Here is a 26,851-nt window from a genome sequence, read left to right as displayed (position 1 = left end):
AACATGAGCTACCAGAAACTCAGCCGTGACCAGATTGCAAAACGTGTAGCACAAGACATTCCAGATGGTGCCTATGTGAACTTGGGCATTGGCTTGCCAACCAAGATTGCAAGCTACCTACCTAACGACAAAGATATTTTCCTTCATTCTGAAAATGGCTTATTAGCTTTTGGCCCACCACCAGCGGCAGGTGAAGAAGACCCTGAACTGATTAATGCGGGTAAAGAGTTTGTAACCATGCTTGAAGGTGGCAGCTTTTTCCACCATGGCGACTCATTTGCGATGATGCGTGGTGGACACCTTGATATTGCAGTACTTGGAGCATTTCAGGTTGCAGCCAATGGTGACTTGGCCAACTGGCACACAGGTGCACCGGATGCAATTCCTGCGGTAGGTGGTGCGATGGATTTAGCTGTAGGCGCTAAAAAAGTATTTATCACTACTGACCATGTAACCAAGCAAGGTGAACCGAAGATTGTTGCTGAGCTGAGCTATCCAGTTACGGGTAAACACTGCGTTGACCGTATTTACACAGACCTGTGTGTAATTGATGTGACCAAAGATGGTTTAAAGGTACTTGAGAAAGTAGACGGTCTTAGCTTTGAGGAGTTACAGGCTTTGACGGGTGCAACTTTGATTGATGCGACTCAAGGATAAGGTTTATATAGCCCCAAATTACGAGTTAAAGCCAAAGTTTTTTGTATAAGTAATGCCTTACTTTTTAAGGATAAAAAGTAACAAAAATCCTTTGTTACTCAGACACAACATCCCTGTTGTGCTGAGCAACGATGCGACATCCATGTCGCCAACGCGAAACACTGAATGGAACTCTTTGAATACGGTTCTTACTTATTAATTTGGTTTTTATCGTAATTCGCTATTGTGACAGGCGACAGGGATGTCGCCCGTTGGACAGGGAGGCATGGAAGCCTCCTCTGTTCAACAAAGGTTTTTGGTTACTTTTTCAAAAAAGTGACAAGAATTAGCTACTGGCATTTGGCTCAACGCGATAAGACTCCCTCATGACTACTCTTAATTTAGTGGTGACGATGAGCACCAGTAAATACTGAAAAAGAGTCTAACGATGTGGCAATGACAGCAACAGATTTCAAAATGGAAATGTAAGAATGAAAAACGCTTATATCATCGATGCCATCCGTACTCCATTCGGCCGTTACGCCGGTGGCCTTGCACCTGTCCGTGCCGATGACCTTGGCGCTGTGCCGATTAAAGCCTTAATCCAACGTAACCCGAATGTAGATTGGGAACAGGTCGATGATGTGATCTATGGCTGCGCCAACCAAGCCGGTGAAGATAACCGTAACGTTGGCCGTATGTCAGCACTGCTTGCAGGTTTACCGTATCAGGTTCCAGCCACCACCATTAACCGTCTCTGTGGTTCTTCACTCGATGCGATTGCCATTGCTGCCCGTGCCATTAAAGCAGGTGAAGCAAACTTGGTGATTGCAGGTGGTGTAGAAAGCATGAGCCGTGCACCTTATGTGATGGGTAAGTCAGATAGTGCTTTTGGTCGTAGCCAGAAGATTGAAGACACCACCATGGGCTGGCGCTTCATTAACCCTAAACTTAAAGAATTATATGGTGTAGACACCATGCCCCAGACTGCCGAAAACGTGGCTGAACAGTTCAACGTTAATCGTGCAGATCAGGACCAGTTTGCCTTGGTGAGCCAACAACGCACCGCAAGCGCGCAAGCCAAAGGCTTTTTTTCTAAAGAAATCGTGGCAGTTGAAATCCCTCAGCGTAAGGGTGATGCTGTTGTGATTGATACCGATGAGCACCCACGTGCATCAACTACGCTTGAAGCTTTAAGCAAACTTAAACCTGTGGTCAAAGCAGACGGCACCGTCACTGCGGGGAATGCTTCGGGCATTAACGATGGTGCTGCGGCTCTGCTGATTGCTTCTGATGAGGCAGTTCAAGCTTACAATTTAAAACCACGTGCCAAGATCATTGCTTCAACAGCTGTGGGTGTAGAACCACGCATCATGGGTTTTGCTCCTGCACCAGCCATTAAAAAATTACTTAAACAAGCCAACCTGACTTTAGATCAGATGGATGTAATTGAACTGAATGAAGCCTTTGCTGCACAAGCTTTGGCAGTCACCCGTGATTTAGGCTTGCCAGACGACAGCAACAAGGTAAATCCAAACGGTGGTGCAATTGCATTGGGTCATCCGCTTGGTGCATCAGGTGCACGTTTAGTGACCACAGCCTTAAACCAGCTTGAACAGACAGGTGGTCGTTACGCTTTGTGTTCAATGTGTATTGGTGTAGGTCAAGGCATCGCTTTGATTATTGAACGTGTTGAAGCACTTTAAGGAGAAACAAATGCCATCTTTTCAATCTGCCGATGCACAAATTAACTATCAAACTTTTGGTGAGTCATCTTCCCCTGCTTTGGTATTTTCCAACTCTTTGGGCACCAACTATGGCATGTGGCAAAAGCAGTTTAATGAGTTAAAAGATCAATTTTTTGTGATCTGCTATGACACCCGTGGTCACGGTTCATCATCTACACCTGACGGCCCATACACTGTAGAGCAATTAGGTCAAGATGTTGTCCGTTTACTCGACCATTTAAATATTAGCAAAGCTGCTTTTTGTGGAATTTCTATGGGCGGTTTAACGGGACAATGGCTGGCAATTCACTACCCTGACCGTTTTAGTCATGTGATTGTGGCAAATACTGCCGCTAAAATTGGACAAGAACAGGCATGGCTTGACCGTGCAAAATTAGTACGTGAGCAAGGTTTACAACCGATCGCAGCCACAGCAGCTTCGCGATGGTTTACAGATCCCTTTATCCAAAGTCACGCTTCAATTGTCAACAACCTGTGTAACGACTTAAGTGCTGGCAGCGCAATGGGTTATGCCAATTGTTGTGAGGCTTTGGCTAAAGCGGATGTCCGTGAGCAGTTGAAAGACATCAAAGTTCCAGTATTAGTGATTGCTGGAACTCAAGACCCTATAACTACAGTTGCAGATGGTGAATTTATGCAGCAACAGATTCCGCAATCAAAACTTGCAGAAATAGATGCCTCACATATTTCAAACGCAGAACAGCCAGAAGCCTTTAATAAAATCCTAAAGGATTTTTTATTAGGTTAATTTAATGATTCAAAAAATGGCCTATAAAGGCCATTTTTTATATCTGCATTTACTTCTTTAAATTAATACCGAATCATGACCGATTTTAATTCAGTGTAATCTTCAATAAATGCATCTGAAAACTCTCTTCCAATGCCAGAAGCTTTCACCCCGCCAAATGGAACTGACGGATCTAAGAATGTATGCATATTGACCCACAAGGTGCCTGCTTCAATCTTAGGAATTAAACGCAAAGCTTTAGATAAGTCATTTGTCCAAATACTTGCGGTTAAACCAAAGCGCGACTGATTCATCAGTTGAACGAGTTCTTCATCAGTGTCGAATGGCATTAACCCGACCACTGGACCAAACGTCTCTTCTGAAAATAATGGATCATCCGTATTTTTAAAGGAAATCAAAGTCGGCTGCACAAAATATCCTGTCTGATCTAAGGCCTCACCCCCTGCAATAATCTGGTTGTTTGCTTTTGCCATATCTAAATAATGTTTCACTTTATGAAAATGTGGCTGATTAGACAGTGGGCCAAACATACTTCCTTCATCCATAGCAGATCCAATTTTGAATTGAGATAGTGCTTTAGAAAGTTTCTCGACCAGTTCATCATATTTTGTGTGGTGTACAAAAAAACGCTCTGGAGATGCGCAAACTTGACCTTGATGCACAAAAGTTGCTTGCAACAAAGTTGGTAAAATCTCATCGATATTCGCATCAGCCAAAACAGCTATAGCATTTTTACCGCCCAGCTCCAGACTTACCCTAGTTAAATCACTGCTCATCGCGAGCTTACCAATCGCAATACCTGTTGGTACTGAACCTGTAAATGAGACTTTCTTAACTAACGGCGATTCAATTAAATATTGTCCTGTATCACCCTTACCCGTAACCACATTAATCACACCAGCTGGAATACCTGCTTCAATGGCAAGTTCAGCTAAACGTAATAAAGATAAGCTGGCAAACTCACTTGGTTTAAGTACAATGGTACAGCCAGTTGTTAAAGCTGAACCAATTTTCCAAACACCAATCATTAGTGAAAAATTCCAAGGCACAATCCCTGCAACCACGCCAATTGGTTGTCTTAAAGTAAAGGCTGTATATTTCTCACCTTGCATAGAAGGAATAGAGGGTTGCATGGTTTGACCATTAATTTTGGTTGCCCAACCCGCAAAATATCTTAAGAAAATAACGGATTGTGCGACTTCAAGATGTCGTGAAATATTGATAAGTTTTCCGGTAGATAAAGTTTCAAGCTGTGCAAGTTCTTCACCATGTTGCTCAATTAAATCTGCCAACTTATTTAGTTTAACGCCACGTTCATACGGTGTCGTTTCAGCCCAAGCATTTTGAAAAGCATGTTCAGCACTTTTCACCGCATTTTCAACATCTTGTTGACTACCAACACTAATTTGAGCAACGACTTGTTCAGTAGATGGATTTACAATATCCACTTTATCTAAAAGCTCGGCAGCAACTAGTTTTCCATTAATAAAATGTCCATGTTGTCGCGCCATAAATTGCTGTACGCTTTCTAAAATCTGAACTTCACTCATTTTCTTTTCCTCTTTTCATTTCTAAATAGTGATATGACAGCAACTACGCGACCTGATTCAAAATAAAGTCTGCACCACGTTCACCAATCATGATGGCAATTGCGTTGGTATTACCGCTTGGAACTTGTGGGCAAATAGAACAATCCACCACACGTAAATTTTTAAAACCATGGACTTTTAGGGTCTGATCCGTGACCGAATCTTGCGGAGTATTGCCCATTTTGCAACTACCAGCGGGGTGATAAACCGTTTTAATGTTCTGGCGCATCCATTTATCAATCGCTTCAATATCATCAGGATCGATATTTGCAGGCTCAATCACTTCTTTGACAATTGCTTTTAATGCGGGCTGTTGTAATAGGCGAAGTCCAGCCTGTACCGCACGGATATTGGCGTCAATATCTTCTTGATGACCTAAATAATTAGGATCAATGACAGGTAAATCTTTAGGATCTTTACTACTTAAACGTAAAGTCCCACGTGCTTTTGGCTGTACATGTCCGACCTTAATCGTAAGGCCATGTGCTTGAGCCACTGATTTTTCACCCGGGGTATTATCGAAATTATCCAGCACAGGCAAAAAATGAAATTGGACATCAGGCCGACCGTTGTTGTTGGTGTCAATAAAACCACCACCTTCTAGAATATTGGTGGTTAACAATCCTGAACGTGTAAAACACCACTGTAAAAAGTGCCGTACTGCGGTTAAACCTTGGTCTTCACCGAGCAGACTATTATTGGTTGTTACCGTTGCATTAACCGACATATGCAAATGGTCGTGAAAATTCTCACCTACGGGTAGGTCACGGATACATTCAATGCCGAGCTCATCTAAATGCTGTTTTGGGCCAATCCCCGAAAGTAATAAAACTTTAGGACTACCAATTGCACCAGCACTTAGAATGACTTCTTTTTGAGCTTGTACAGTAATCGGTGATTTTCCTCCAACGCTATAAGTCACCCCAGTAACTTGATCACCTTGAGTTTCAATTTTATGGACCAAGGCATCAGTAATCACCGTGAGATCTGAGTGGTTTTCGACTGACTTTAAATAGGTTTTTGAGGTACTCGCCCGTGAGCCATTTTGAGTGGTGGTTTGATAAAACCCTACACCTGCCTGATCCCAACCATTAATATCATTGACGTAATTCATGCCCATTTGTTGACCTGCTTTAATACAAGCAAGCGTCAAAGGATGGCGATAGCGGTTTTCACTGACAGGTAAAATGCCATCTTGTCCGTGATATTCATTAGCAAGACTTTCATTTTTTTCTGCTTTTTTAAAAAAAGGCAGTACATGTTGATAAGACCACTGATTGCATCCCCATTCGGTGGCCCATAAATCATAATCCTGACGTTGGCCTCGGCAATAGATCATTCCGTTGACCGAGCTTCCGCCTCCCAACACTTTTCCTTGTGCAAGGATCATTTCACGATGATTACAATATTTCTGAGGGACAGTCATGTATTGCCATGATTTTTGCTGGAATACTTTAACCACCGTGGCAGGTATGGTATGAAACATACTGCTATCTCGGCTTCCTGCCTCTAAAACAAGAACGCGCCCTGCTTTGGCCTGTAACAGCCGTGCTGCAACCACACAGCCTGCCGAGCCCGCACCAATCACGATATAGTCATATTGTTTATTCATCTGATTTCACCTAAGTTTATTTTTATGAATGCACCGTCAATAAACACGGTCTCCTTTGCTCTGATTTAATAGATGTATTGCAAAATTAACTGTGCATACACATTAGTTTTGTCATCGTAATTTTGAGTACCACCACTATGGATATCGTGTTTTGGTTTATAGAGTCCTACTAAAGGAATAACGTTGAATTTTTTATTAACCGACCAAACCGAAAACACATCTAGTTCATGTCCATCTACATTAATTAAAGATTCATTAACTGTTTTGAACTTATAGGCCAAAGCACCTAACATAAAATTTTCTTTTAGATTCATACTGTAAGAAACTTGGTGAATATCTGCATTTTTGTTAAATGGACCAGCATAATTTCCTGCAACTTCACCTTGAAACCACGTACCGAACCCGACTGTATTTCCATAAAACATCGGATCGTATCGGTCTGAAAAATGGCTAAAACGGTAGCCTAATGAAGGCGTATATTTTGAAGATAAAAAGTTATAGTTCAGCGCCAAGTAGCCTGCATTTTCTTGACTATCTTTTTTATCTTGCACAACAAACTCAGTCTTAACTTGTAGCTCAGGCAAAGGTTGATAATTCAAACGTAAAGCATAATTTTTAAGATCTTCGCGCCCTGAAACTTGCTCAGTATCTTCAAGGTCTAATACATTTAAATAGGTAAACCCAACACCCTTATCTTTAAGCTGATACATCAGATCGGTTACAAAGAGTTCAGGTGAAAATTGTGCTTTATTATCCGATTTTAAATAAGCCAGTTTTAGCGTTGTATTCTCTTGCGGTTTGTATTGAAGCAAACTTGTAAAATCAAAACTTCGACGGGCTGCCAGATAATATGCTCCACCCCGATCAAGTGCGCCATCCGCAGGTGGTTTACCGAGGTTTAATGCATCACCCGCAATAAAAAAACCGTCACCAATCATGATATTTTGTCGACCAATACTTAAATCATAGGTCGTTAACTCATCTTTATTAGTGCCATCTTTAAAACCAATAATCCATTCATTTACATCTGTTTTGCGTTCTTTACCATTACTATTTTGGCCTGCATCGCCATCGCCAAATGTTGCTGAGCTAATACCACTCAAGCTTGCATAGAGTTGATTGTTTTTAAAGGTGTATTGTCCTTTAGCACCATATTTAAGATGGCCTTCTTGCCAATTAATTCTTTCGTCATCTAGGTTTTCGCCGTTATAGCTTTTACCGCTACTAAAAGCCCCGAAAGTTGCTTCAAAAGTCGGTTTAATTTCAAGCTCGCCAGCATGCACAGTTGAAAAAAATGAGACAAAGAGAGTCCCTCTCATAACTTGAGAAAGTAGAGTTTTCATACAAAATTCCTTTTTTGTGAATGGTCTACCAGACGCTAAGAGTGGGTAACCAATTCGTTACCCATCTCGCGTGATACACGTCTTTAGTGATGGTCGTGCTGCGTGTTTTGCTCTTCTTCACCCAAGTTTAAAGTCGGCGTATTGTCAAAAAAGTTCCACGGTTTGATCAGTGTATTCACCCACTCTGTCGGCATGATTGGCCATTCTTCTGCACGTGCCACATGGGTTGTGCCTGTTGTCATCCACACCACAAGATCTTTATTTTCAATATTTTCATTGTTGCCAATGAACTGACCTAAACCTGTGTCATGAGTCGAACGGTTTGAATATTTTCCTTCAGGATAGCGTTCGTCTGGATTGTACTGAGTCACCCAAATTTGCTTATCCATAAAGTTCAAACGTTTAAATAACCATTCATCTTTAGAAAAATTAGCACCCTTCGCCACAGGGTGTGTTCCACCTGCAAAAGGAATGAGCTGGTAAGAAACAGGATTACCTAATTTATTTTCCTTATTGAAATTAATCAGTAAACGAATGGTAGATGGATCAAATTTTTCAGCCGCATTCTGCTCATTGGTAATGACTTTACTGTCAATTTGCATGGTACTTGTACGCACACCGCCTCGATCATTGGTCTTCACCACAGGGTCCATATGCATGAAACTATTATTTTCGCCATCTACATCCATATCTAAGCGGAAGTTATAGATATGTTGATGGGTTGTACCCACAATATTATGGTCAATTAAAGTGCCATATTTGGTGTCTTCTTTCGCAGTACTGTCATGCATAGTACGTGCTTTAACGCCTTTAACCGCTTCAATCCCTGTAGCACCCGCATTAATGCCAATCACGCCATTTTGAGCAAATACCCAGTCAAACATGTAATCGTAATTACCCACTGTACTAATCCAGCGCACTACAAGTTCACGGCGTGCTTCACTTGCATCTTGATCACCAAATATTTCTTGGTGTTTATATTCAGGCCCAGCATAACGCTCAAAAATTGCAATCGCATTTGGAATCACTTGTGGCTGGCCTTTATAGTCTGCAATAACAGCATCAAGTAAAACCGCATTTTCTGGTGCATCGGTCCCAAGCTGAATGGCTGATGTGAGTGTTCCCATTCCGTACTCACCTGAGTCCAGATAAGACTTAAAGTACCATCCCATGTCAGGGTCACCATATGGAACCACCATTCCACCAAGGTTACCTTCATACATGACTTTACGTTTTACGCCTTTATCTTTATACGTCACGGTTGAAAGCTGTAAGCCAACACGAGAGTCTAGTGCGACATGGAAACACCAATTGCCCCAATGTACCGTTTGTCCTGTAATAGAGAAGTTCTTACCTTCGGGTTCACTAATATTCAACGGTTTGATTTTCGGTGGTTTGGTATTTTTAGTGGCATAAGGTCGATCCGTCATCGGAACAGGAATCATCGCTCCTTCTTCGATTTTAATAATTTTTTCTTTATCTAAATCAACCACAGCCACCAAGTTTTCAATTGGATGCGCCCAATAGTTACCATCACCAGTATCTAGATACGACACAACTTTTAAAACGTTAAGCTGTTTATCCAAGCCATCTTTACCACCGAAATATCCCACGGTTAATGGATTGGTAATGACTTTCTTAACATCGGTTACACCACGTTTGCGTAAAGCATCCTGATATTCTTTACTCGCTTCAATCACACGCTGTACAGTTTCAAAGTTATCGAGCAAAACCATTCCATGAGTGTCTTTAAGTACATTCCATTTTGTGACTTGCTGAGTATTAAGATTAACTTCACCTTCAATCGCTTGGTTGCCTTTTAACAAAATGAAAGATGCAATTCGAGCGTCTTTATATTCTTTGTGATTAATAAAGTAATCCCAAACTTTTGCTTTTTCTGGCTCTTTTAGCTTTAACTCGGCAAAACGCATATTTTTATAGGCGTATTTTGAGCGGTTAATCACATCAAATGTCTTTTTAATTTCGTCAGAATTTAAACTATTGAGCGGATGAAACGTATTTTCAACTTTAAAAGTTTGATCTAAACCAGACTGAAATACCTCATTAAAGAAGTCTTTTCCGATCACAGGTTTATTATCTTTAATTAATAGTGGGACGCTTAATTTTAAAGGTTTTCCATTCACTAAAACCTGATTTGAATTTGGCTTCGCTCTCACAACCATAGAGCCTTTGGTAATCATATAAGTATTCGTAAAATCATCTTTTACAACTTTAGCGCCCTGCTCACTCATGTTTTGGTAAAGAGATACCATTTCGGCCTTTCCACCATGAGCAAAAGCTTGAGTATTTAATCCCCAAAAGCTTGCAGCTATTGATAAATTAAGCGCTAGTATCTTTTGTATGTCATTCAATAATCGTTGTTTACGCATTGGTTTCATCCTTTTCATCTATCCCTGAACTATCTGAATCAGACAGTTAATATGCACTTTCCTATGTGTGAAATTTATTAGACCAACTTAATAGTTTTAAACTTATTAAGCTCATCTAACCTGTTCTAATTAATTTAATTTCAACACACTTGCATGGGGCTAGCTTGTTTAAGAATGACCTAGAACTTGTCTAAAAATGACATCAAGAGAGGAAAGTTTAAGCTGTCATCCCCTCTCTAAATTCTTTAGGAGAAATGCCATAAGCCTTTTTAAAGATTTTTGAAAAATGAGCGCCATCCCAAAAACCCCACTTCAAGGCAATTTGGGTAATTGAGCTTTGTTTATTTCTTTTATCGAGTAAATCTGCTTTGACTTTTTCTAGGCGTTTGAGCTGTATATATTTGTTAATAGATAAATTTTCTTGAAGGAATAAGCGGTAGAGATGACGTAGTGATACACCGATATGCTCTGCAATTAATTTAGGGGTTAGATCGGGTTTTGCTAAGTTCTCTATAATATAACGCTCGGCTTTTTCCATCAGGTTATTGGAGCTATTAATATTTTTATAATTAATTGTGGGTTTGATTAAGGCAATTAGCGCATCTTCAAAAGCGTTACCATCTTCGGTTGCATACCAAAGTTTGATATTTTCAGGAGACATATTTTTCAAAATATTTTTGAGTAAAAAACCACTCATATTTTGCGTAATCAGTTTTCCAAAATATTCGGTACTAATATTTTCTTTAAGTAATTTTTCACGCGACAGGTGTACTGAAATCTGACTCACCAAGCCTTGCGGATACATTGAAATTGTTTCGACTGGGTCGACCAACACAATATCGCCTTCATTCAGGCTTAAGGTTTCATTTTTATACTCAAGCAGCATTTTTCCCGAATACTGCAAAATCAAAAAACAAAAACGATTATTCACTCGATCGATTTCATCGGCTTTTCGGACAATTTTATTGGCATTGTTTTTGATAAAAGCAATTTCGGTGTCACCCAATAAAAAGCACTGAACTTCACCAATGAATAAATTACGGGTTCCGTCAAAATCGGTTTCAAAATTGCCGCACACACTTTTAATATGATGCGTCCATGTGAGTAATGCATCGCTTACATATTGGTTCATCCCTTACCTCTCTATACATGTGCCACCGCCCAAATTTTTGCGTTTGTGGTGGTGCACTGTCTTGGCTTATTTGCAATCTTGTTTTATTGATAAACAAATTGTGTGCCAAAAATTCCTTATCCATGGAATTGTTTTGATGATAGTCAGCTAGATGTAAAGAAGCTGATAAATCAATTCAATTTATCAGCTTAATGGGACTTATGCTACTCCTGCAAAATCTCGCAGCATGGTAATAAAAATATCCTTTTGTTCCTCAGAATACTTTTTAAACACCTCATTTTGATGACTGTCGGCAATATCAAATAAATACTGCGCCGTTTGTTTACCTTTCTCGGTCAGTGCATACAAATTATCGTGATCGACCAATAACCCTTCAAATTTTAAAATTTCAGCCGATCTTTCAACTTCTTGCATTGGCATGGCGATATCGCGCGGTAAATCTTCTTTACTAGAAGCAGTACCGCTGGCTAAAACGAGCAAAAGACGTGATTCACTGGTACGGAAACCAGAAGCCATTTGCTTAGGAATATAGTCGGTTTGATAGGCTTTAAATGCACGACTCATCAAGTAGCAGACATTATTATATAAGTGCCCATAATGTGTTTGGTCTATGCCGTTCTCTTCAGTTTGTTTAACTTGAAGGCTTGGATGCGGCATGACACAAGAATATGCACCTTGATGGTAAACCAATGGACTTCTACCTTGGTCATGGAAACGGACCACTTTACCAACAATAATCCAGTGATCACCGCCCTCAATAACCTGATAGCGTTCGCACTCAAACACCGCAGAACAATTTTCTAAAATCGGTGAGCTTCCTGCACCAAGTTGAAAATTGGTGTCTGCAAATTTATCAATATTGCGTCTCGAAAACTTATTAGACAGCTCAATTTGCGTGCCCGATAAAATATTGACCGCAAAATGAGTTGCTTCTTCAAATACTGAAAAACTTGAAGATTTTTTATCAATGCTCCACAAAATAAGTGGTGGGTCGAGTGATACCGAGTTAAAGCTATTTGCAGTTACACCGACTTTCTCACCTTGTGCATTTTGTGCGGTAATAATGGTAACGCCTGTTGCAAAATTTCCTAATGCTCTTCGGAACTGTAGTGGATCGACCGTAAACTCATCTATTTGTTGTAATACATTCATCATCTTTCTCCTAAACCTTCTCTTACATCCATATAAATCGCGAGAGCATTAGATATCTAAAACTAGTCTCGGTGTTTTAGAGCGCGAACAGCACACCAATATTTGTTCATTGCTGGCTTTTTCTTCATCAGTAAAATAAACATCTCGATGGTCAGGTTCACCTTCAATCACATCGCACATACAGGTTCCGCATACGCCTTGCTCACAAGACATTTCAATCTCGATGCCTTCCTTAGCCAAAGCCTGCAAAATGGTTTCACCTGCTTCTACCATAATGATTTTTCCACTACGCTCAGCCACCACCTCGAATGAATCTCCAGAAGTGTCGGTTTCGACTTGGAAATATTCTTTGTGGATTTGCTGCTCAGGAAAATTGTGAGTCGTGGCAAGGTTAATTACCCAGTCCATAAAGCCGACTGGACCACAGGTGTAAATATGGCTCTCAAGATCAATATCTTTAATGGCAGATTCAAAAAATGCTCTGTGGCTTGCACCTTCGGATTTAAAATGGAAAGTTGTGTACTTGGCTAACTCACCATTTTTAATTTCATCAACAAAAGCGCAGTTTTGAGGGCTAGCACCGCAGTAGTGAAGCTCAAACGATTCGCCTTCGTGTGCAAGTTGATATGCCATCGTGATTAACGGCGTAATTCCAATTCCACCGCCAATCAATACACTGTGTTTGGCTTTTAAAAGTGGAAATAAATTTTTTGGTTCACTGACCTGAATTTGCATGCCATCTTTAATTTCATCAAAAGCCGAGACTGAGCCACCACGTGATTCAGGGTCACGTAAAATTCCAAGGCGAAACTTACCTTTGTCATTTGGATTTTGGCAAAGTGAATACTGGCGTACCATGCCATTTGGTAAGTGCACATCAATATGTGCACCCGCTTCAACTTTTGGCAAGGTTGCAGAAGTTGCAGATTCAAATTCCATGACTGCAATATTTCCACCTTCCACATGGCGATTTTTAACGACAACATCATAAAGTGTAGTCATGATTCAACTCCCTTTTCATGGTTAAGCTCGTGGCTTAACGCATGAATAAACCACCGTTAATATCCCATGTTGCACCAGTCACAAACCCCGCATTTGGACTCGCGAGCAAGCCACAAGTTTCAGCAATAAAGTGCATACTTCCTAAGGCTTTAACTGGAATATTCTGGATGAACTGTTCCATTTTTTCGTCAGACACCACGCTATGAACGATTGGTGATTCCATCGGTCCCGGTGCAACTGCATTGACGGTCACCCCTTTTGCCGCAAACTCTTTGGCAAAAATTTTGGTTAACGTCACAATGGCACCTTTGGTTGCCGCATAGTGCGCACCCGTTGCAGTACCGCCATTTTGTCCAGCTAAAGACGCCATATTAATGATGCGTCCATGGCCTTTTTTAGCCATATATTGGCCAATAATTTGACAAGCTTGAAAGGTGCCACGTTGGTTGACTTGGGTCACCCAATCAAAATCTGCTGCGGTAATTTCTAATACTGGCGTTGCTTTGGTGACGGTGGCATTGTTAATCAACACATCAAGTTTAGAAAATTTCTCTTCAATCCATTTCACGGCAGCATGAAAATCTGCTTCGACAGAAATATCTAATTTCAAGGGAAACATATTTTGTGCATTTTGACTTTGTGCCTTGGCGTTTTCGGCTTTTTCAAGCGTACTCGCTGACAAAATCACTTGATGGCCTTGGCTCGCAAAATATTCAGCAATCACATTACCGAGTCCAGAAGCAGCACCTGTCACTAAAACAACTTGTTTCATGTTACCGCTCCTAAAGAATGTAGCTAATACCAGCTAAGGTATCGGTTGAGTTAACCAAGTTAATGATTTTACGGTTAATCTTAAAGCCTGTAGCCGCATCACGAGTCAAATGGTAAGTAATATCTGCGGTGTAATGCTTGAGGTTTTCTTTACGGAATTCACGTAAGTTTTGAGCACAACGCAAAACGATTTCATTATCTTGGTCTTGAATAACACGTACACGAGAAACACTACGCACAGTATTTGCTTTAGGTGCTGTAGAAATTGCTTCACCATTTTCAAGACGCTCTACACGTAAAGTACGCATATGATTATCGTCATAGGCATAATTTAAGTTGTTTTCATAGTCCGTTAGGTTTGGGTCAATTGGAATGATATAAACGCCTTTTTCATTCCATAAATTGAGCCATTCACGGTATTCACTGTGATCTAACATATCTGCTTCAGCCCAGATGAAAGCAGTGACTTCATTTAATAATTGCAGATTCATATTCATTGCTCTCTCCTTAAGCCGTCATCATCTTTTTCCACTGCTGATAGGCTGCACGCATACCTGTTTCAGCACTGACATCACTTTTTAAGCCATCTTCGGTTTTGACTTCGCCCGGTAAACCGCGGTTGAGCATGATCCATAAATCATTGCCAGCATTAGCGCCGTGTTGTACGCGCTCCCAAGCTTCTGAGTCATCTGGCGTACCAAAGCCAAATGGACCTTGGAAATGTTCATGCAAACGTAGGCGGTATTGGTTGGCAATTTGTGGTCCACCGTCCATGGTAATTACCGAGTGATGAATTTCTGTTTCAGCAACTGAAATTGGCTGTAATACACGGAAGAACGCCATTGAACATGCAATATTTGGGAATAAATTTAAGTTAAAGCCAGAACCACCCACTGCGCGAACAATACGGCGTACTTCTAATTCTTCATGCCCTTCGTCACGCAATGCTTGAGCCAACTCTTCAAAGCGCTCTTGAATTGGTCGCTCCATAAGCTCTTCGTCTAGATCAACCAATTCAGGAATCATCACCATCACACTGTGACCATTACCTAAGTCTTCAACAAAGCCCGGTTGGTTTTCGAAGTTAAAGAGTTCTTCGGTTTTTTCATCGACAGAACTTAAAAATGACTTGTGTACCAATGGGAAGTGATAAGCATCGGTTGTATTTTCAAGCTGGATTTTCCAGTTACCCGGGAAACGGAAGCGGTGTTCACCCAACACTTTAATTGGATAACCTGCACCTTGTTTCATAAACAGGTCAATCCATTTTTTTGCTGGCCCAAGGAACTCTTCAAGCGGTTGAATGTCTTCTTTAAATGAAGCGAAGATCATGCCGTTATATTCTTCTACACGTAGACTCACCAACGGTAACTCTGATTTATCTAAACAATCGCCGTAACTTTCCGGAGATGGCACACCGCGCAAACTACCGTCAAGTGCATAACTCCAACCGTGGTACGGACATACAAAACTGTTGGTTTTTCCTTTCTTATGTTCGCATACAGTTGCTGCACGGTGACGGCAACGGTTTAAAAGTACATGGACTTTCTTTTTACGGTCACGTACCACAACCACAGGCTGTTTACCGATATTAATGGTTTTATAGCTTCCGCCTTCTGGAATTTCGCTGGCATGTGCAACCCACACCCAAGTGCTATAAAAGATTTTTTCCATTTCTTCATCAAAAATGCGTTCATCTTTATAAAGAGAAGTATGAGCACGGTCACTTTGAACCAAAGCATCGTAATCAATGCCAATGTTATGCGTCGGGATAATACTGTTCATATCAATAGTCCTTTTAAATATGTCCTGGGTCATTCCTGGGAAGGTACCGGCAATTCAGCTTCACTGTGCCAATGCGATACGGGACGACTGAAAATATTCTGTGTTTGGAAATGTTTAATTTTCCATGTTCCATCTGCTTGCTTTTGAAACTTCACATTGAGCTTTGCTGCATTCAGATGACTACGGCCATCTTTAAAGGTTGAAGTTTGCAACATGAGCCAAGAAGCATTTGCATCATTTTGATTTACATAAATTTGTTCTGAATTGACAAAGTGTGCATTCATAACAAAGTGAGATTCTTTTTGGGTATAGCTTTTAAACATGTCGTAAATCGACTGCCAAGAATCATAACGGCCAAAAGATTTGGCATATTTCTCGCCAATACCTTCCCAAATACAGTCTTGATCAAAAAGATTCATCAACTCGTCAAGATCTGTATTTGCATTGAGCTCATCGCAAATTTCCATATAACGGTTCAGACAGTTACGAATCGCGTTGTGCGCTTCTAACTGTTCTAACCGCTCTAAGATTTCTGCAATATTCACTTTGTCATTCATTGCCATCGCCTTAACGCTGGATAATCAATTCGCGCCCAACACGAGCTTCAACTTTGCAATATTTCCAAAGTTTGTATGGACCTTCACCCACCACCGTCGTTCTAAACAAGTTACAAGCTGCATGTACTGTTTCAATATCCGGAACATCGGCAAGCAAGTACGTTGTCCAAGGCCAGCCACCACTTGGGCCAACCATGCTTTGGTCATCATCAAGATTTCCAAAAACATGTACGCCCGGTAAGTCATGAATGCCGTTCCACATTTCACCAAACGCTGCCCAAACTGCTTTTGCTTCAGCAGGTTCGGCGTCAAAAAAGTTCTGGTTAATACCCATGCAGAACAAAACACGTAATGATTTTTTAGCTTCCATCTCAATATCCTTTTTAAAAATTAAAACTTATAAATAACCAGGGGTTGGCTTTAACCCGAAACTAATTGAGGCTGCATTTTGTAAGGTCGCATCCCCCATAAAGGCATGTTGAGTCACCACGTTGGTGTCATTTACAAAACGGCTAAATGGATTGTTGGTATAGATTGCCGTCATACCCGCGAGCATTTGCATTTTTCGGGTGACTTTGGCGCAAACTCGCGCTGCATGGGTACATGCCAGACGCATATCACTAATTTGTTCAGCAGTGGCTTCACGCCCAGCAATAATTTCATTCCAGACAATATCCATGGTTTGATAAAACCAAGATTTTGCAGACTGAAACTCTGCATCAGCTTGAGCAAACTCATATTGAGTCACTGGGCGGTTTGCAATTTCTGACCCGCCTGTAATAGATGCTTTGCCCGGCGCTAATTTTTCAAATTCTTCTAGTGCAGCAGCAGCAACACCAATACCTACCACAGTTAATACTTGAGTCGCTAAAGACAGTGACGGATATTTAAAAAATGGCTCACTTAGTTTTGAAGGTTCACCACGTACAAAGGTCCATTTCTTTTCGACCAATACATCTTCGACCACCAAATCATGGCTTCCCGTACCTTTTAGGCCAACGGTGTCCCAAGTCATTTCAATTTTGGCTTTTTTCGCAGGCATCACGGCCATACGTGGTAAGCCCTGCATTTCATTGTTTTTAAGTGGTGAAATCCCTACACCCACAATGTCGGCCCCCATGCAGCCACTTGAGAATTTCCAACGTCCACGAACCACAACACCTTCATCAGTAATTTCAGCAGGTTGTGGTGGAAAAATACCTCCAGCAAATACCACATCTGGTCCGTTTTGATACAATTCTTTAAGCGTTTCTTCTGGCAAACTTCCTAAATAAGCAGGGCTCATGCCGAAACTTGCTACCCAGCCCACCGAACCATCAGCTTTAGATAAAGTTTCGATCAATTCGCAAAACTGCCGTGGTGACCATTCTTCACCACCAAAACGTTTAGGCACCAAGGCACGGTAAACGCCAATTTGTTTAAGTTTTTCGATAATGTCTTGGCTCACGTAGGCCTGATTATCGAATTCACCTGTACAGGCACGCTCACGTATTTCTTGGCACAAATCATCTAAGTCAACTGCTTTGTCTTGAGAAGCAAACTCCATTTTAGACAACTTATTCATCATCTAACTCCTTGTAATTTATTGCATTGCATCAACACAAAATTTAGCTATAGCGCATAATTGCTCATCTTTTTGATGCTTTGATATGATCTGTAGGCCCACGGGTAACCCTTCACTGGTTTCAAGTGGCACTGAAATGGCTGGATGTCCTGATAAATTAAATGGTCGAACTAAACCCGTAAGATTTAAAAAAGCGACCGTGTTTTCAGCTTCAGAAACTTTCGGTGGAATTTGTGGAAGTGTCGGTAAAACCAATGCATCATATTTTTCTAGTAGTGCATCAAGTTCTTGGGTCAGCTGCGCTTTCACAACTTCTGCTTGTTTCACTTGCTCTAAAGTTGTTGCGGCAGCTTTTAATAAACGACCATTTACATCAGAACCAACTAACCCTGTTTGAGTTAACTCACCAAAAGCTTGCCAATTTTCATAATTAATAATCTGCATGCCTGCATCAAAAGCAGCTTCAAAATGTTCAACTTTTTCTAAAGTGGTCTGTAAATTGGCTTTTTGAAGTGCTTGATAAATACAGTTCCAAACAACCTCATCTGCTTGTACATCCAGCACAGCGAGTTTCGGTGTGCTAATACATGGGGTAGGGTTAAAAGTTGGATCAATAATTTGCATGGCTTTTTCAATCATCTCGACTGAATTTGCAAAAGGGCCAACACAATCTAAAGAACTTGACGGTGGATAAACGCCTTTTCTGCTCACGCGACCGAAAGTTGGCTTTAATCCAAAAACTCCGCAGCACGCAGCAGGCATACGGATAGAGCCGCCCGTATCTGTACCTAAAGTAAAGTCAGCTTGTTTAGCAGCAACTGCCGCAGCCGAACCACTCGAAGAGCCGCCTGGAATAAGTTCAGGATATTTAGGATTGATGGGTGTACCAAAAGCATGGTTAATGCCTGTAATACCAAAAGCCAACTCATGCAAATTTGTTTTCGCAATAATTTCACAGTCAGCTTTTAAAATGTTTTTAACCACCTCAGCATCATCATGCGCAGGTTCAACATTTAATAAAGCTCGACTACCAGCAATGGTTTTTAGACCTTGAATATCAATTGTGTCCTTGACCATCACCTTGAGCTTGCCACTTCCTTTATGCACGCTTTGGCTAATAATATTCATTCACTTTTCCATGTATTTTTATCTATTAATTAAAATATGAGAAAATTTAATGGAATTGTCAAGTATTTTTTATAATTTGTTCTCAAGGAAATATGCAAAATTTTGTTTATAATAGGATTACCCTTTTTTCACTAAGTTATTGCTTAGCTATGCTTGATCATTTAGAACAATTTCTTCCTAATAAAGAACCGTCGAGTATTCAAAATTTCCCTTTTTTTTGGGTTTCCCAAGTGAATGGAAAATATTCACAACTCATTGAAAAATCAATAAAAAAACTAGGTATTGATAATACACGCCGTAAAATCATTTTAAGTACTAATGCTTTGGGTGAAGCCAGTATTACCGATATCGCTAATCTTTCTACCTTAAAGTTAACGACAGCAACAAAAGCTGTATATCGATTAGTAGAAGATGGAATTGTCGAGGTCTACTCTTCTACCACTGATGAACGAATTTCGATGGTGAAATTAACGGCCAAAGGTGTTGAGCTGGTAGAACAGATTAATCAAATTAGTGTGGTCACCTTAGCAGGCATCCTGAATGCCTTTTCAGAAGATGAGCTTCACAATTTAAATCACCAGTTAAAAAAATTATTTGACCTCATGCCATCAAGTTAATTATTTGACTTGATATCGGGTTAGATACGCTCAAGAGCAGCATGGAGGAAATAGTTCTTCCTTTCTCGCTGCTCTTTATCAAAAGAAGTTTCAATATTAAAAAATAAAATAAAAATCAGTTTCTTAATTCAATAAATTATTACTATCTGTTTACTTAACATACTTTTTAGGTATTCTAACATACTCAATAAGTAATGGAATTTTACATATAAAAAGAAAATAATAATTCCATGATATTTAAAAACCCATTAACTCCTAATCGGGTTTAGACACACTCTTCCGGTCTGTACGAGACCAAACTACTCATTTCTAGCCTATTTATTATTCTTATCTAAAGGGGGAAATATCAAAAACTTCAGAGGAATAATAAAAGTTAGATATCAATTTCTTTAAGCGTTTTATACATAAGGATTAAGTGTATGAACCAAAGTAATATCGCTGTTGAAAGGACACAAAAGAAAAGCAATGCGTATGCATGGTATGTCGTCACACTTTGTATGTTGGCATATATATTTTCATTTATTGACCGCCAAATTCTGGCGCTGATGATTGAACCCATTAAAGCAGATCTCCAACTTTCAGATACACAATTTAGCCTGTTACATGGCCTTGCCTTCTCACTGTTTTACGCTGTTATGGGTTTACCCTTAGCTTATATTGCCGATCGTTTTTCACGACCAAAATTGATTTCAATCGGGATTATTGTTTGGAGCCTAGCAACGGCAACTTGTGGTTTAAGTAAAAACTTTATTCAACTGTTCTTGAGCCGTATGGCGGTCGGCGTAGGTGAAGCTGCGTTATCTCCAGCCGCTTATTCAATGTTCAGCGACATGTTTAGTAAAGATAAACTAGGTCGTGCTGTCGGAATTTATTCAATTGGCGCTTTTTTAGGTGGTGGTATCGCCTTTTTAGTTGGCGGTTATGTCATTAACTTGCTTAAAGGCGTGACACTCATTGAAGTTCCACTATTAGGCGCACTTAAAGCATGGCAAATTGCCTTTTTTGTAGTAGGTTTACCTGGCATCATTATTGGTCTGCTGTTTATTTTGACCGTTAAAGACCCTGCACGTAAAGGCCAACAGCTCAACCAAAATGGACAAGTTGACCAAGTTAAATTCTCACAATGTCTTCAGTTTATTAAAAAGCATTCGAAAACATTTGCTTGTCATTATTTAGGTTTTACCTTTTATGCAATGGCACTCTACAGCCTGACTAGCTGGACACCTGCATTTTATATTCGAAAGTTTCAACTCGCGCCGACTGAAACAGGTTATATGCTCGGCACAATTCTGTTAATTGCAAATACATTAGGGGTGTTTTGTGCAGGTTGGTTAAATGATTGGTTTATTAAAAAAGGGCGCCAAGATGCACCGATGTTCACTGGTGTGATTGGAATTGTTGGCCTGATTATTCCAATTGCATTTTTTACCCAAACAGATCAGCTATGGCTTTCAGTCAGCTTACTGATTCCTGCAATGTTTTTCGCATCTTTCCCTCTAGTAATTTCGGCAACAGCATTACAAATGTTAGCCCCAAACCAATTTAGAGCACGCCTTTCTGCCCTATTCCTTTTGGTGAGCAACTTAATTGGACTCGGTATTGGTACAACATTGGTAGCCATTATTACAGATAAAGTTTTTGGTAGTCCGTTAATGGTGGGTTCTTCTTTATCTATTGTGGGTGGTCTGTCGTGTGTACTGGCTCTAATTCTGCTTTTTAAAGGCTGCAAATTCTTTAGTGAAAGTATGAAGCTTGAAAAATTAAATTAATAGATCTCACAAATTGCAAAAATGTACTCTCTAACCAAACGCTTAGAGAGTACCGAAATATTCAAAATTACGTAGTGCCGAGGACTGGCATACATCTGGGAAATGGATTATGGAATTATTTCACCGTTTTAAACCACACACTTTAGCCGTTGCCACTTTATTACTGATGTGCAGCAACTCATGGGCCGCAAATCCAAATCAGCAAACTGAAGATGAATGGAAATTCACGCTAAAGAATGCTTATATCAACCGTGATTTTGATAATGATGCCTTAAAAGATACCGGCAGTTGGTCTCAGGCAGCATCTTTATTTTATAAATCGAAAATGCATGACACCCCACTGCAAATTGCAGACAAACCAATCACGATTGGGGCCGATGCTTCTGTTCAATACGCCGTGCGCTTGAGTTCAGACAAACATGTCGCTGACACAGTTTTGCCTTTTAACAAAGAAACGCAATCTCAGGCTTCAGACTATTTAAAATATGGTGCAACCTTAAAACTGGGTTATGACAAAACTCTTTTGAGTGTTGGTGAACTCTGGCTCGATTTACCTGTAACGGCGGTAGATGCTAGTCGTCAGCTACTCACTTCTTATTGGGGAACCAACCTAAAGTCACAACTTTCAGATCAGCTCTATGCCGAAATTGGCCGAGTGGAAAAAGTTTCTCCCCGAAATGAAGAAGACTTTAAAAAGTTTTCTTTCACGTCAAATGGAATTACCAAAGAATCTGATGGCCTTAACTACATTGACTTGCGCTATCAATTTACGCCGTCTTTAAAGGGTGAATATTATTTTGGTAATTTAGAAGATCTGTATAACAAGCATTATGTTGGGCTTGAACATACGTGGAAGCAGCCAACTTTCGCTCTTACTTCTAAGTTTAAGTACTTTAATGCAAAAGATGACGGCAATACCTTTGATATTGATGCGCAGAACATTGGATTACTTGAAACCTTTAAAGTAAAAAACCATACCTTTGGTTTGGGTTACCAGCAAATTATCGGTGAGTCGGCTTACCCGCTACCAGATGGCTTCTTACCAGAAACTTATTTCATCAACTGGAACGCTACTGGATTCTTTAAAGAATATGAAAAGTCTTACCATGTGATGTACGGCTATGACTTTAAAGATTATGTACCGGGCCTAAATGCGATGGTGAAATATGTTTATGGCCATGACTTTAAAGCAGCAAATGGTGAGAAAAATCATGAAACCGAGTCAAACGTTATTCTAAACTATGCGCTCCAGCAACCCTTCCTAAAAGGCGTGGCCCTGCAATATATTCGTATTGATTACAACGTTAAACACGGCAATGACTTTGGTGAAGACCGTTTATTCGTCAATTACACCAAAAAATTCTAAATAAAAATTACCCCCTAAAATTTAGGGGGTATTTTTTATCCTAGTTTATTGACCAGTCTTAAAGGCAGAACCTTCATGGCAATACTCATTGGTAACCATGGCCACTGCGGTACATAAGCTTTCACTGGTTGTTTTTCGATGGCTTTGACCAAAGCCTTACATCCTGTTTTGGCATCTACTTCAAAAGGTAGATGTTTAGCACCCTCATTCATTTCAGTACGGATGTAACCCGGGAAAATGGTTGAGACTTTAATTGGTGTATCCAATAATTCAGCACGAATACCTTCGGCCAAGTGAGCCACCGCAGCTTTACTCGCCGCATAGGTCGATAAGTGTTTTGGTAATCCGCGCATAGCACTCATGGATGACATCACCACCAAATGACCGGCGTTTTGTGCTCTAAAAATTTCAACCGCTGCTTCACATTGCGCTAAAGCAGAAATAAAGTTCGTTTCAGCTGTTGCCTTATTAATTTCAAAATTACCTTTACCAATACGATGGCCATTTCCGACTCCCGCATTTACAATAATTCGGTCTAAATAGCCAAACTCTTGTTTAAAGGCGCGAAATACTTCAAAGACCTGATCGTAATTCGTGACATCGAGACTTTTTGCAATGACTTTTATACCGTACTCATTTTCAAGTTCAGTTTTTAAATCTTCCAATCTGTCTAAACGGCGTGCACAAATTGCTAAGTTATAGCCTTTGGCTGCAAATTCATGAGCCATACCCGCACCCAAACCTGAACTTGCACCTGTAATTAAAATTGTCTTTGCCATGCTTTTATCCTTATTTTAAATCCATGTCAGTAAATCTGGACGTTCAGCTTTTATAAAATGGTGTTCATTTAAGCTTAAAACCTGAGCTTCATTTCCAACCAAACGCAAAGTGGTGAGGCTTGTATTAGCAATTGCCCAATTCAAAGCAAAAGTTCGATTGGGGCTAAGTTCAAGCAGTTTTCCAATTGCTACAGAAATCACACCACCAGAAGTAAAAACAACTGCATAGCGAGGCTTGGTTTTTGCCAATTCATCACAAAGTTGCTGCAATGCTGTTTCAACTCTTTCTTTAAAGTGCGGCCAAGACTCATCATACTCATGATGAAAATCACCATCTGTCCATCGTCCAATGGCACCTTCAAATATTTTGGCAAGATAAGCACGTGGGTTTTGTTCTTGTGCAACATCAGCTTTTAAAAGTTCAGGCTGTTCAAAACGTGGTTCATAACGTGCAAAAACCTGTTGATGGTTAAACTCATTCCATAAATTATTATGATGAATTACCGCATCTGGAAAGCATTCATTGAGTGCGAGCTTTGCAGTTTGCTCATGGCGCTGCATAGTTCCAGCAACCACATAAGGTTGTTCTTTCAATATTTGCTTAAAATAACGACCTAACAAAGTCGCCTGAGCCTCACCATTTTCAGACAGTTCATCGTAGTTACTTTTACCAAATGATGCCTGTCCATGTCTTACCAGATAAATTGTGGTCATCTTCTTAAAATACCCTGTATTTTCTGTAGAGATTGCTGAGCAAATTCAGATTCTTGCAATTTTTGCTGTGCGATAAGTTTTAAAGCTCGGATATGTAGCGCATGAATGACAATCCAGAAATCTTTAAAAGCAGGGTTTCGGGTTTGTTTATGGTAATAGCGGTAATAGATTTGCTGAGCAATCACTGCTAAACGGAATACACCAAACACTTCATAAAAAGCCCAGTTTTGAGGTTCCAATCCTGTTTTTTGCAAATAATACTCAACCACTTCTTTTCGAGAGAACATTCCCTTTAAGTGAGTCGGCTGACGGCGTGTTGATCTAAAAATCATGTTATCCGTAGGCTCAACCCAGTAGGCCAAAGCACTACCTAAATCCATTAATGGATCACCCAAGGTCGCCATTTCCCAATCGAGCACACCAATCACTTCTGTTGGATGCTCTGGATCTAAAATCACATTATCAAAACGCCAATCATTGTGAATAATACAAGTCGTCGAGTCTTGAGGGATATTATCGTTTAGCCATTTTCGAACATATTTAAATGAAGGAACATTAATTGTGCGGACTTTCACGTAACGTTTATCCCATCCTTCAACTTGTCTACGGCAATATCCTGTACCTTTGCCAAGTTCAGCTAAAGGCGTGTTCTCATAAGGAACTTGATGTAGCTCAATCAACTTATCAATGACATTTACACAAAGCTCATGAACATCTTCTTCATTAAAACCAAGTTCAGGCGGTAGTTTTGCACGAGGAATAATGCCTTCAATGCGTTCCATAACATAAAAATCACAGCCAATGACCGATTCATCCTGACAAAGTGCCACCATTTTAGGAAGCACTGGATAATAAGGCGCAAGATTTTTCTGCACCATATATTCACGGGCCATATCATGAGCTGACTTCGCTTTTGTTCCTTTTGGGGGACGCCGTAAAATTAAATCGGTATTTTCATACTTTAAACGATAAGTCCAATTCGACGCCCCACCTGTATATTGAGTAACAACTGCTGGACCAACCAACTCAACACCTTGGCTTTTTAACCAGTTTTCAACTGCCCCAATATCAAGCTCTTCACCTTCACGTACTTCACCGCCTATATCAATTACCGACATATTCACTTCCTTTAAACTTATACTTTCTTATGACGACCGAAATAACCACGTTTGGCCAACTCTAATTTGGCAATCATGCCTTTATGTACTTCATCTGGGCCATCAGCTAAACGCAAGCTACGTGCTTGGGCAAAGAAACCTGTTAATGGTGTATCTCTTGAAACACCCGCACCGCCATGTAGCTGAATCGCCATATCGACTACTTTTTCTAAAACACTCGGAGCGACCACTTTAATTGCAGATATTTCTGTTAAAGCGGCCATATTTCCTAAAGTATCCATTTTATAAGCAGCATACAAGGTTAAAAGTCTGGCTTGGTCTATGGCGACTCGCGCATCGGCTACACGCTCAAGGTTTCCACCGAGTTTCAAAATTTCTTTGCCAAACGCCGTTCTAGACATGCCGCGATCAATCATAAGTTCTAGAGCTTTTTCAGCAGCCCCAATGCAACGCATGCAATGGTGAATACGTCCTGGTCCTAATCGACCTTGGGCAATTTCAAAACCTTGGCCCGCACCACCAATAAAGTTTTCGATAGGCACTCGAACATTATTAAAATGAACTTCACCATGTCCATGCGGTGCATCGTAGTCACCAAACACAGGTAACATCCGCTGAATTTCAACACCTGCCGTATCAATCGGTACTAAAACCATAGAGTGTTGATGATGGCGGTCTTTGGTTTCATCTGGGGTGTGCGCCATAAAAATAATGACTTTGGCATTTGGATCACCTAAACCAGAAGACCACCACTTTTTTCCATTTAAAACAATTTCATTACCTTCGATTAAGGCAGTCGCTTGCATATTGGTTGCATCACTTGAAGCAACCTCGGGTTCAGTCATACAAAAAACCGAACGGATTTTGCCGTCCAATAAAGGCTGTAACCAGTGTTGTTTTTGCTGCTCACTACCATAGCGCCATAACAATTCCATATTTCCCGTATCTGGTGCATTACAGTTAAAAACCGTAGGCGCCAATAAACTACGACCAGTTAATTCGGCTATATGCGCATATTCTTGAACAGTTAACCCAGCACCCAGATTTTCATCGGGTAAAAACATATTCCAAAGGCCAGCTTGCTTCGCTTTAGATTTCAGAGTTTCTAAGAGCTCTGGCCATTGCCATTTTTTCCAGTTTCCATCTGGATTTAACTCATGAACTTCTTCCCAAAATTTTGCTTCAACAGGTTCTATTTCTTCTAAAATAAATTTTCTAGTTCGCTCGGTGAAGTCCTGAGCTTTTTTTGAGAGTTCAAACATTCTTTTTCCTTTACATCATTATCTGGTCTTTACATCAACATAACTTGAAACTTAATATGAATGAAATGA

24 protein-coding genes are annotated in these 26,851 nt (G+C 40.3%); 6 read left to right on the top strand and 18 right to left on the bottom strand.

Features of this window, described 5'->3' with window-relative positions:
• Positions 1-3: 3 nt before the first annotated feature.
• From ACS604_RS00205 to pcaD, 3 genes are all read left to right on the top strand, one after another.
• The gene (locus ACS604_RS00205; RefSeq protein ID WP_474769416.1) at positions 4-657 is read left to right on the top strand and encodes a 3-oxoacid CoA-transferase subunit B; all 654 of its coding nucleotides are present in this window, start codon (positions 4-6) and stop codon (positions 655-657) included.
• A 470-nt stretch (positions 658-1,127) separates the two neighbouring features.
• Positions 1,128-2,342: a 3-oxoadipyl-CoA thiolase gene (gene pcaF / locus ACS604_RS00200; RefSeq protein WP_474769415.1), complete on the top strand. Its 1,215-nt coding sequence runs from the start codon at positions 1,128-1,130 to the stop codon at positions 2,340-2,342.
• 10 nt (positions 2,343-2,352) lie between these two features.
• Complete coding sequence (gene pcaD, locus ACS604_RS00195; RefSeq protein ID WP_174759633.1) at positions 2,353-3,132, top strand: 3-oxoadipate enol-lactonase; 780 nt, start codon at positions 2,353-2,355, stop codon at positions 3,130-3,132.
• Positions 3,133-3,194: 62 nt separating this feature from the next.
• Here the strand turns inward: pcaD and ACS604_RS00190 are convergent, their stop codons facing one another.
• From ACS604_RS00190 to ACS604_RS00125, 14 genes are all read right to left on the bottom strand, one after another.
• Positions 3,195-4,682 (bottom strand): NAD-dependent phenylacetaldehyde dehydrogenase, encoded by a 1,488-nt coding sequence (locus tag ACS604_RS00190; protein WP_474769414.1) that lies wholly within the window; start codon positions 4,680-4,682, stop codon positions 3,195-3,197.
• 43 nt (positions 4,683-4,725) lie between these two features.
• Entirely contained in the window at positions 4,726-6,333 is a 1,608-nt protein-coding gene (locus tag ACS604_RS00185) for a GMC family oxidoreductase (protein WP_474769413.1), read from the bottom strand.
• Positions 6,334-6,398: 65 nt separating this feature from the next.
• The gene (locus ACS604_RS00180) at positions 6,399-7,616 is read right to left on the bottom strand and encodes a hypothetical protein (protein ID WP_474770325.1); all 1,218 of its coding nucleotides are present in this window, start codon (positions 7,614-7,616) and stop codon (positions 6,399-6,401) included.
• 143 nt (positions 7,617-7,759) lie between these two features.
• Positions 7,760-10,075 carry a primary-amine oxidase gene (gene tynA, locus ACS604_RS00175; RefSeq protein ID WP_474769412.1) on the bottom strand — a complete coding sequence of 772 codons (2,316 nt, stop codon included), beginning with the start codon at positions 10,073-10,075 and terminating at the stop codon, positions 7,760-7,762.
• A gap of 208 nt (positions 10,076-10,283) precedes the next feature.
• On the bottom strand, positions 10,284-11,198 hold the full coding sequence (feaR, locus tag ACS604_RS00170) for a transcriptional regulator FeaR (protein ID WP_151962956.1): 915 nt from the start codon (positions 11,196-11,198) through the stop codon (positions 10,284-10,286).
• Positions 11,199-11,396: 198 nt separating this feature from the next.
• Positions 11,397-12,353: a p-hydroxyphenylacetate 3-hydroxylase reductase component gene (locus ACS604_RS00165; protein WP_174731631.1), complete on the bottom strand. Its 957-nt coding sequence runs from the start codon at positions 12,351-12,353 to the stop codon at positions 11,397-11,399.
• 45 nt (positions 12,354-12,398) lie between these two features.
• Positions 12,399-13,352, bottom strand: a complete 954-nt coding sequence (locus ACS604_RS00160; protein ID WP_474769411.1) for a PDR/VanB family oxidoreductase — start codon at positions 13,350-13,352, stop codon at positions 12,399-12,401.
• Between the two features lie 34 nt (positions 13,353-13,386).
• Positions 13,387-14,124 carry an SDR family NAD(P)-dependent oxidoreductase gene (locus ACS604_RS00155; protein ID WP_004792057.1) on the bottom strand — a complete coding sequence of 246 codons (738 nt, stop codon included), beginning with the start codon at positions 14,122-14,124 and terminating at the stop codon, positions 13,387-13,389.
• Between the two features lie 10 nt (positions 14,125-14,134).
• Entirely contained in the window at positions 14,135-14,620 is a 486-nt protein-coding gene (locus tag ACS604_RS00150) for an aromatic-ring-hydroxylating dioxygenase subunit beta (RefSeq protein ID WP_004792056.1), read from the bottom strand.
• 10 nt (positions 14,621-14,630) lie between these two features.
• Entirely contained in the window at positions 14,631-15,908 is a 1,278-nt protein-coding gene (locus ACS604_RS00145) for an aromatic ring-hydroxylating oxygenase subunit alpha (protein WP_004792054.1), read from the bottom strand.
• Between the two features lie 29 nt (positions 15,909-15,937).
• Positions 15,938-16,471 carry a nuclear transport factor 2 family protein gene (locus ACS604_RS00140; protein WP_081399504.1) on the bottom strand — a complete coding sequence of 178 codons (534 nt, stop codon included), beginning with the start codon at positions 16,469-16,471 and terminating at the stop codon, positions 15,938-15,940.
• Between the two features lie 4 nt (positions 16,472-16,475).
• The gene (locus tag ACS604_RS00135; RefSeq protein ID WP_004792051.1) at positions 16,476-16,835 is read right to left on the bottom strand and encodes a hypothetical protein; all 360 of its coding nucleotides are present in this window, start codon (positions 16,833-16,835) and stop codon (positions 16,476-16,478) included.
• A gap of 27 nt (positions 16,836-16,862) precedes the next feature.
• Positions 16,863-18,011, bottom strand: a complete 1,149-nt coding sequence (locus ACS604_RS00130; protein WP_474770322.1) for an acyl-CoA dehydrogenase family protein — start codon at positions 18,009-18,011, stop codon at positions 16,863-16,865.
• 36 nt (positions 18,012-18,047) lie between these two features.
• Positions 18,048-19,157, bottom strand: a complete 1,110-nt coding sequence (locus tag ACS604_RS00125; RefSeq protein WP_004792048.1) for an amidase — start codon at positions 19,155-19,157, stop codon at positions 18,048-18,050.
• Between the two features lie 149 nt (positions 19,158-19,306).
• Between ACS604_RS00125 and ACS604_RS00120 the strand changes: the two genes are divergently transcribed.
• The 3 genes from ACS604_RS00120 to ACS604_RS00110 all read left to right on the top strand — a co-directional run bounded on the left by ACS604_RS00120 (position 19,307) and on the right by ACS604_RS00110 (position 22,909).
• Positions 19,307-19,774 (top strand): MarR family winged helix-turn-helix transcriptional regulator, encoded by a 468-nt coding sequence (locus ACS604_RS00120; RefSeq protein WP_009392094.1) that lies wholly within the window; start codon positions 19,307-19,309, stop codon positions 19,772-19,774.
• Between the two features lie 419 nt (positions 19,775-20,193).
• Complete coding sequence (locus ACS604_RS00115) at positions 20,194-21,543, top strand: spinster family MFS transporter (RefSeq protein WP_100193540.1); 1,350 nt, start codon at positions 20,194-20,196, stop codon at positions 21,541-21,543.
• A 109-nt stretch (positions 21,544-21,652) separates the two neighbouring features.
• On the top strand, positions 21,653-22,909 hold the full coding sequence (locus ACS604_RS00110; protein ID WP_474769410.1) for an OprD family outer membrane porin: 1,257 nt from the start codon (positions 21,653-21,655) through the stop codon (positions 22,907-22,909).
• Positions 22,910-22,944: 35 nt separating this feature from the next.
• Here ACS604_RS00110 and ACS604_RS00105 read toward each other — a convergent pair whose 3' ends face one another.
• The 4 genes from ACS604_RS00105 to ACS604_RS00090 are packed head-to-tail and all read right to left on the bottom strand — an operon-like array spanning position 22,945 to position 26,782.
• The gene (locus tag ACS604_RS00105; protein WP_474769409.1) at positions 22,945-23,688 is read right to left on the bottom strand and encodes an SDR family oxidoreductase; all 744 of its coding nucleotides are present in this window, start codon (positions 23,686-23,688) and stop codon (positions 22,945-22,947) included.
• A 15-nt stretch (positions 23,689-23,703) separates the two neighbouring features.
• The gene (locus ACS604_RS00100; RefSeq protein WP_009392107.1) at positions 23,704-24,402 is read right to left on the bottom strand and encodes a histidine phosphatase family protein; all 699 of its coding nucleotides are present in this window, start codon (positions 24,400-24,402) and stop codon (positions 23,704-23,706) included.
• Positions 24,399-25,520, bottom strand: coding sequence for a phosphotransferase family protein (locus ACS604_RS00095; protein WP_474769408.1), 1,122 nt, complete (start codon positions 25,518-25,520; stop codon positions 24,399-24,401). The genes ACS604_RS00100 and ACS604_RS00095 overlap by 4 nt, the downstream gene beginning before the upstream one ends.
• A 17-nt stretch (positions 25,521-25,537) precedes the next feature.
• On the bottom strand, positions 25,538-26,782 hold the full coding sequence (locus tag ACS604_RS00090; protein WP_474769407.1) for an acyl-CoA dehydrogenase family protein: 1,245 nt from the start codon (positions 26,780-26,782) through the stop codon (positions 25,538-25,540).
• Positions 26,783-26,851: the final 69 nt, after the last annotated feature.

Source organism: Acinetobacter sp. Li1LvA2, from assembly GCF_056156705.1.
Note: the sequence above shows the minus strand (reverse complement) of the source record. Positions and strands in the feature narration are given on the sequence as shown.

Bases quoted from the DNA above. Each gene is read 5' to 3' on its own strand.
- ACS604_RS00205 (WP_474769416.1), top strand. From the start codon at position 4: ATGAGCTACCAGAAACTCAGCCGTGACCAGATTGCAAAACGTGTAGCA.
- pcaF (WP_474769415.1), top strand. From the start codon at position 1,128: ATGAAAAACGCTTATATCATCGATGCCATCCGTACTCCATTCGGCCGT.
- pcaD (WP_174759633.1), top strand. From the start codon at position 2,353: ATGCCATCTTTTCAATCTGCCGATGCACAAATTAACTATCAAACTTTT.
- ACS604_RS00190 (WP_474769414.1), bottom strand. From the start codon at position 4,682: ATGAGTGAAGTTCAGATTTTAGAAAGCGTACAGCAATTTATGGCGCGA.
- ACS604_RS00185 (WP_474769413.1), bottom strand. From the start codon at position 6,333: ATGAATAAACAATATGACTATATCGTGATTGGTGCGGGCTCGGCAGGC.
- tynA (WP_474769412.1), bottom strand. From the start codon at position 10,075: ATGAAACCAATGCGTAAACAACGATTATTGAATGACATACAAAAGATA.
- feaR (WP_151962956.1), bottom strand. From the start codon at position 11,198: ATGAACCAATATGTAAGCGATGCATTACTCACATGGACGCATCATATT.
- ACS604_RS00165 (WP_174731631.1), bottom strand. From the start codon at position 12,353: ATGATGAATGTATTACAACAAATAGATGAGTTTACGGTCGATCCACTA.
- ACS604_RS00160 (WP_474769411.1), bottom strand. From the start codon at position 13,352: ATGACTACACTTTATGATGTTGTCGTTAAAAATCGCCATGTGGAAGGT.
- ACS604_RS00155 (WP_004792057.1), bottom strand. From the start codon at position 14,124: ATGAAACAAGTTGTTTTAGTGACAGGTGCTGCTTCTGGACTCGGTAAT.
- ACS604_RS00150 (WP_004792056.1), bottom strand. From the start codon at position 14,620: ATGAATATGAATCTGCAATTATTAAATGAAGTCACTGCTTTCATCTGG.
- ACS604_RS00145 (WP_004792054.1), bottom strand. From the start codon at position 15,908: ATGAACAGTATTATCCCGACGCATAACATTGGCATTGATTACGATGCT.
- ACS604_RS00140 (WP_081399504.1), bottom strand. From the start codon at position 16,471: ATGGCAATGAATGACAAAGTGAATATTGCAGAAATCTTAGAGCGGTTA.
- ACS604_RS00135 (WP_004792051.1), bottom strand. From the start codon at position 16,835: ATGGAAGCTAAAAAATCATTACGTGTTTTGTTCTGCATGGGTATTAAC.
- ACS604_RS00130 (WP_474770322.1), bottom strand. From the start codon at position 18,011: ATGGAGTTTGCTTCTCAAGACAAAGCAGTTGACTTAGATGATTTGTGC.
- ACS604_RS00125 (WP_004792048.1), bottom strand. From the start codon at position 19,157: ATGAATATTATTAGCCAAAGCGTGCATAAAGGAAGTGGCAAGCTCAAG.
- ACS604_RS00120 (WP_009392094.1), top strand. From the start codon at position 19,307: ATGCTTGATCATTTAGAACAATTTCTTCCTAATAAAGAACCGTCGAGT.
- ACS604_RS00115 (WP_100193540.1), top strand. From the start codon at position 20,194: ATGAACCAAAGTAATATCGCTGTTGAAAGGACACAAAAGAAAAGCAAT.
- ACS604_RS00110 (WP_474769410.1), top strand. From the start codon at position 21,653: ATGGAATTATTTCACCGTTTTAAACCACACACTTTAGCCGTTGCCACT.
- ACS604_RS00105 (WP_474769409.1), bottom strand. From the start codon at position 23,688: ATGGCAAAGACAATTTTAATTACAGGTGCAAGTTCAGGTTTGGGTGCG.
- ACS604_RS00100 (WP_009392107.1), bottom strand. From the start codon at position 24,402: ATGACCACAATTTATCTGGTAAGACATGGACAGGCATCATTTGGTAAA.
- ACS604_RS00095 (WP_474769408.1), bottom strand. From the start codon at position 25,520: ATGTCGGTAATTGATATAGGCGGTGAAGTACGTGAAGGTGAAGAGCTT.
- ACS604_RS00090 (WP_474769407.1), bottom strand. From the start codon at position 26,782: ATGTTTGAACTCTCAAAAAAAGCTCAGGACTTCACCGAGCGAACTAGA.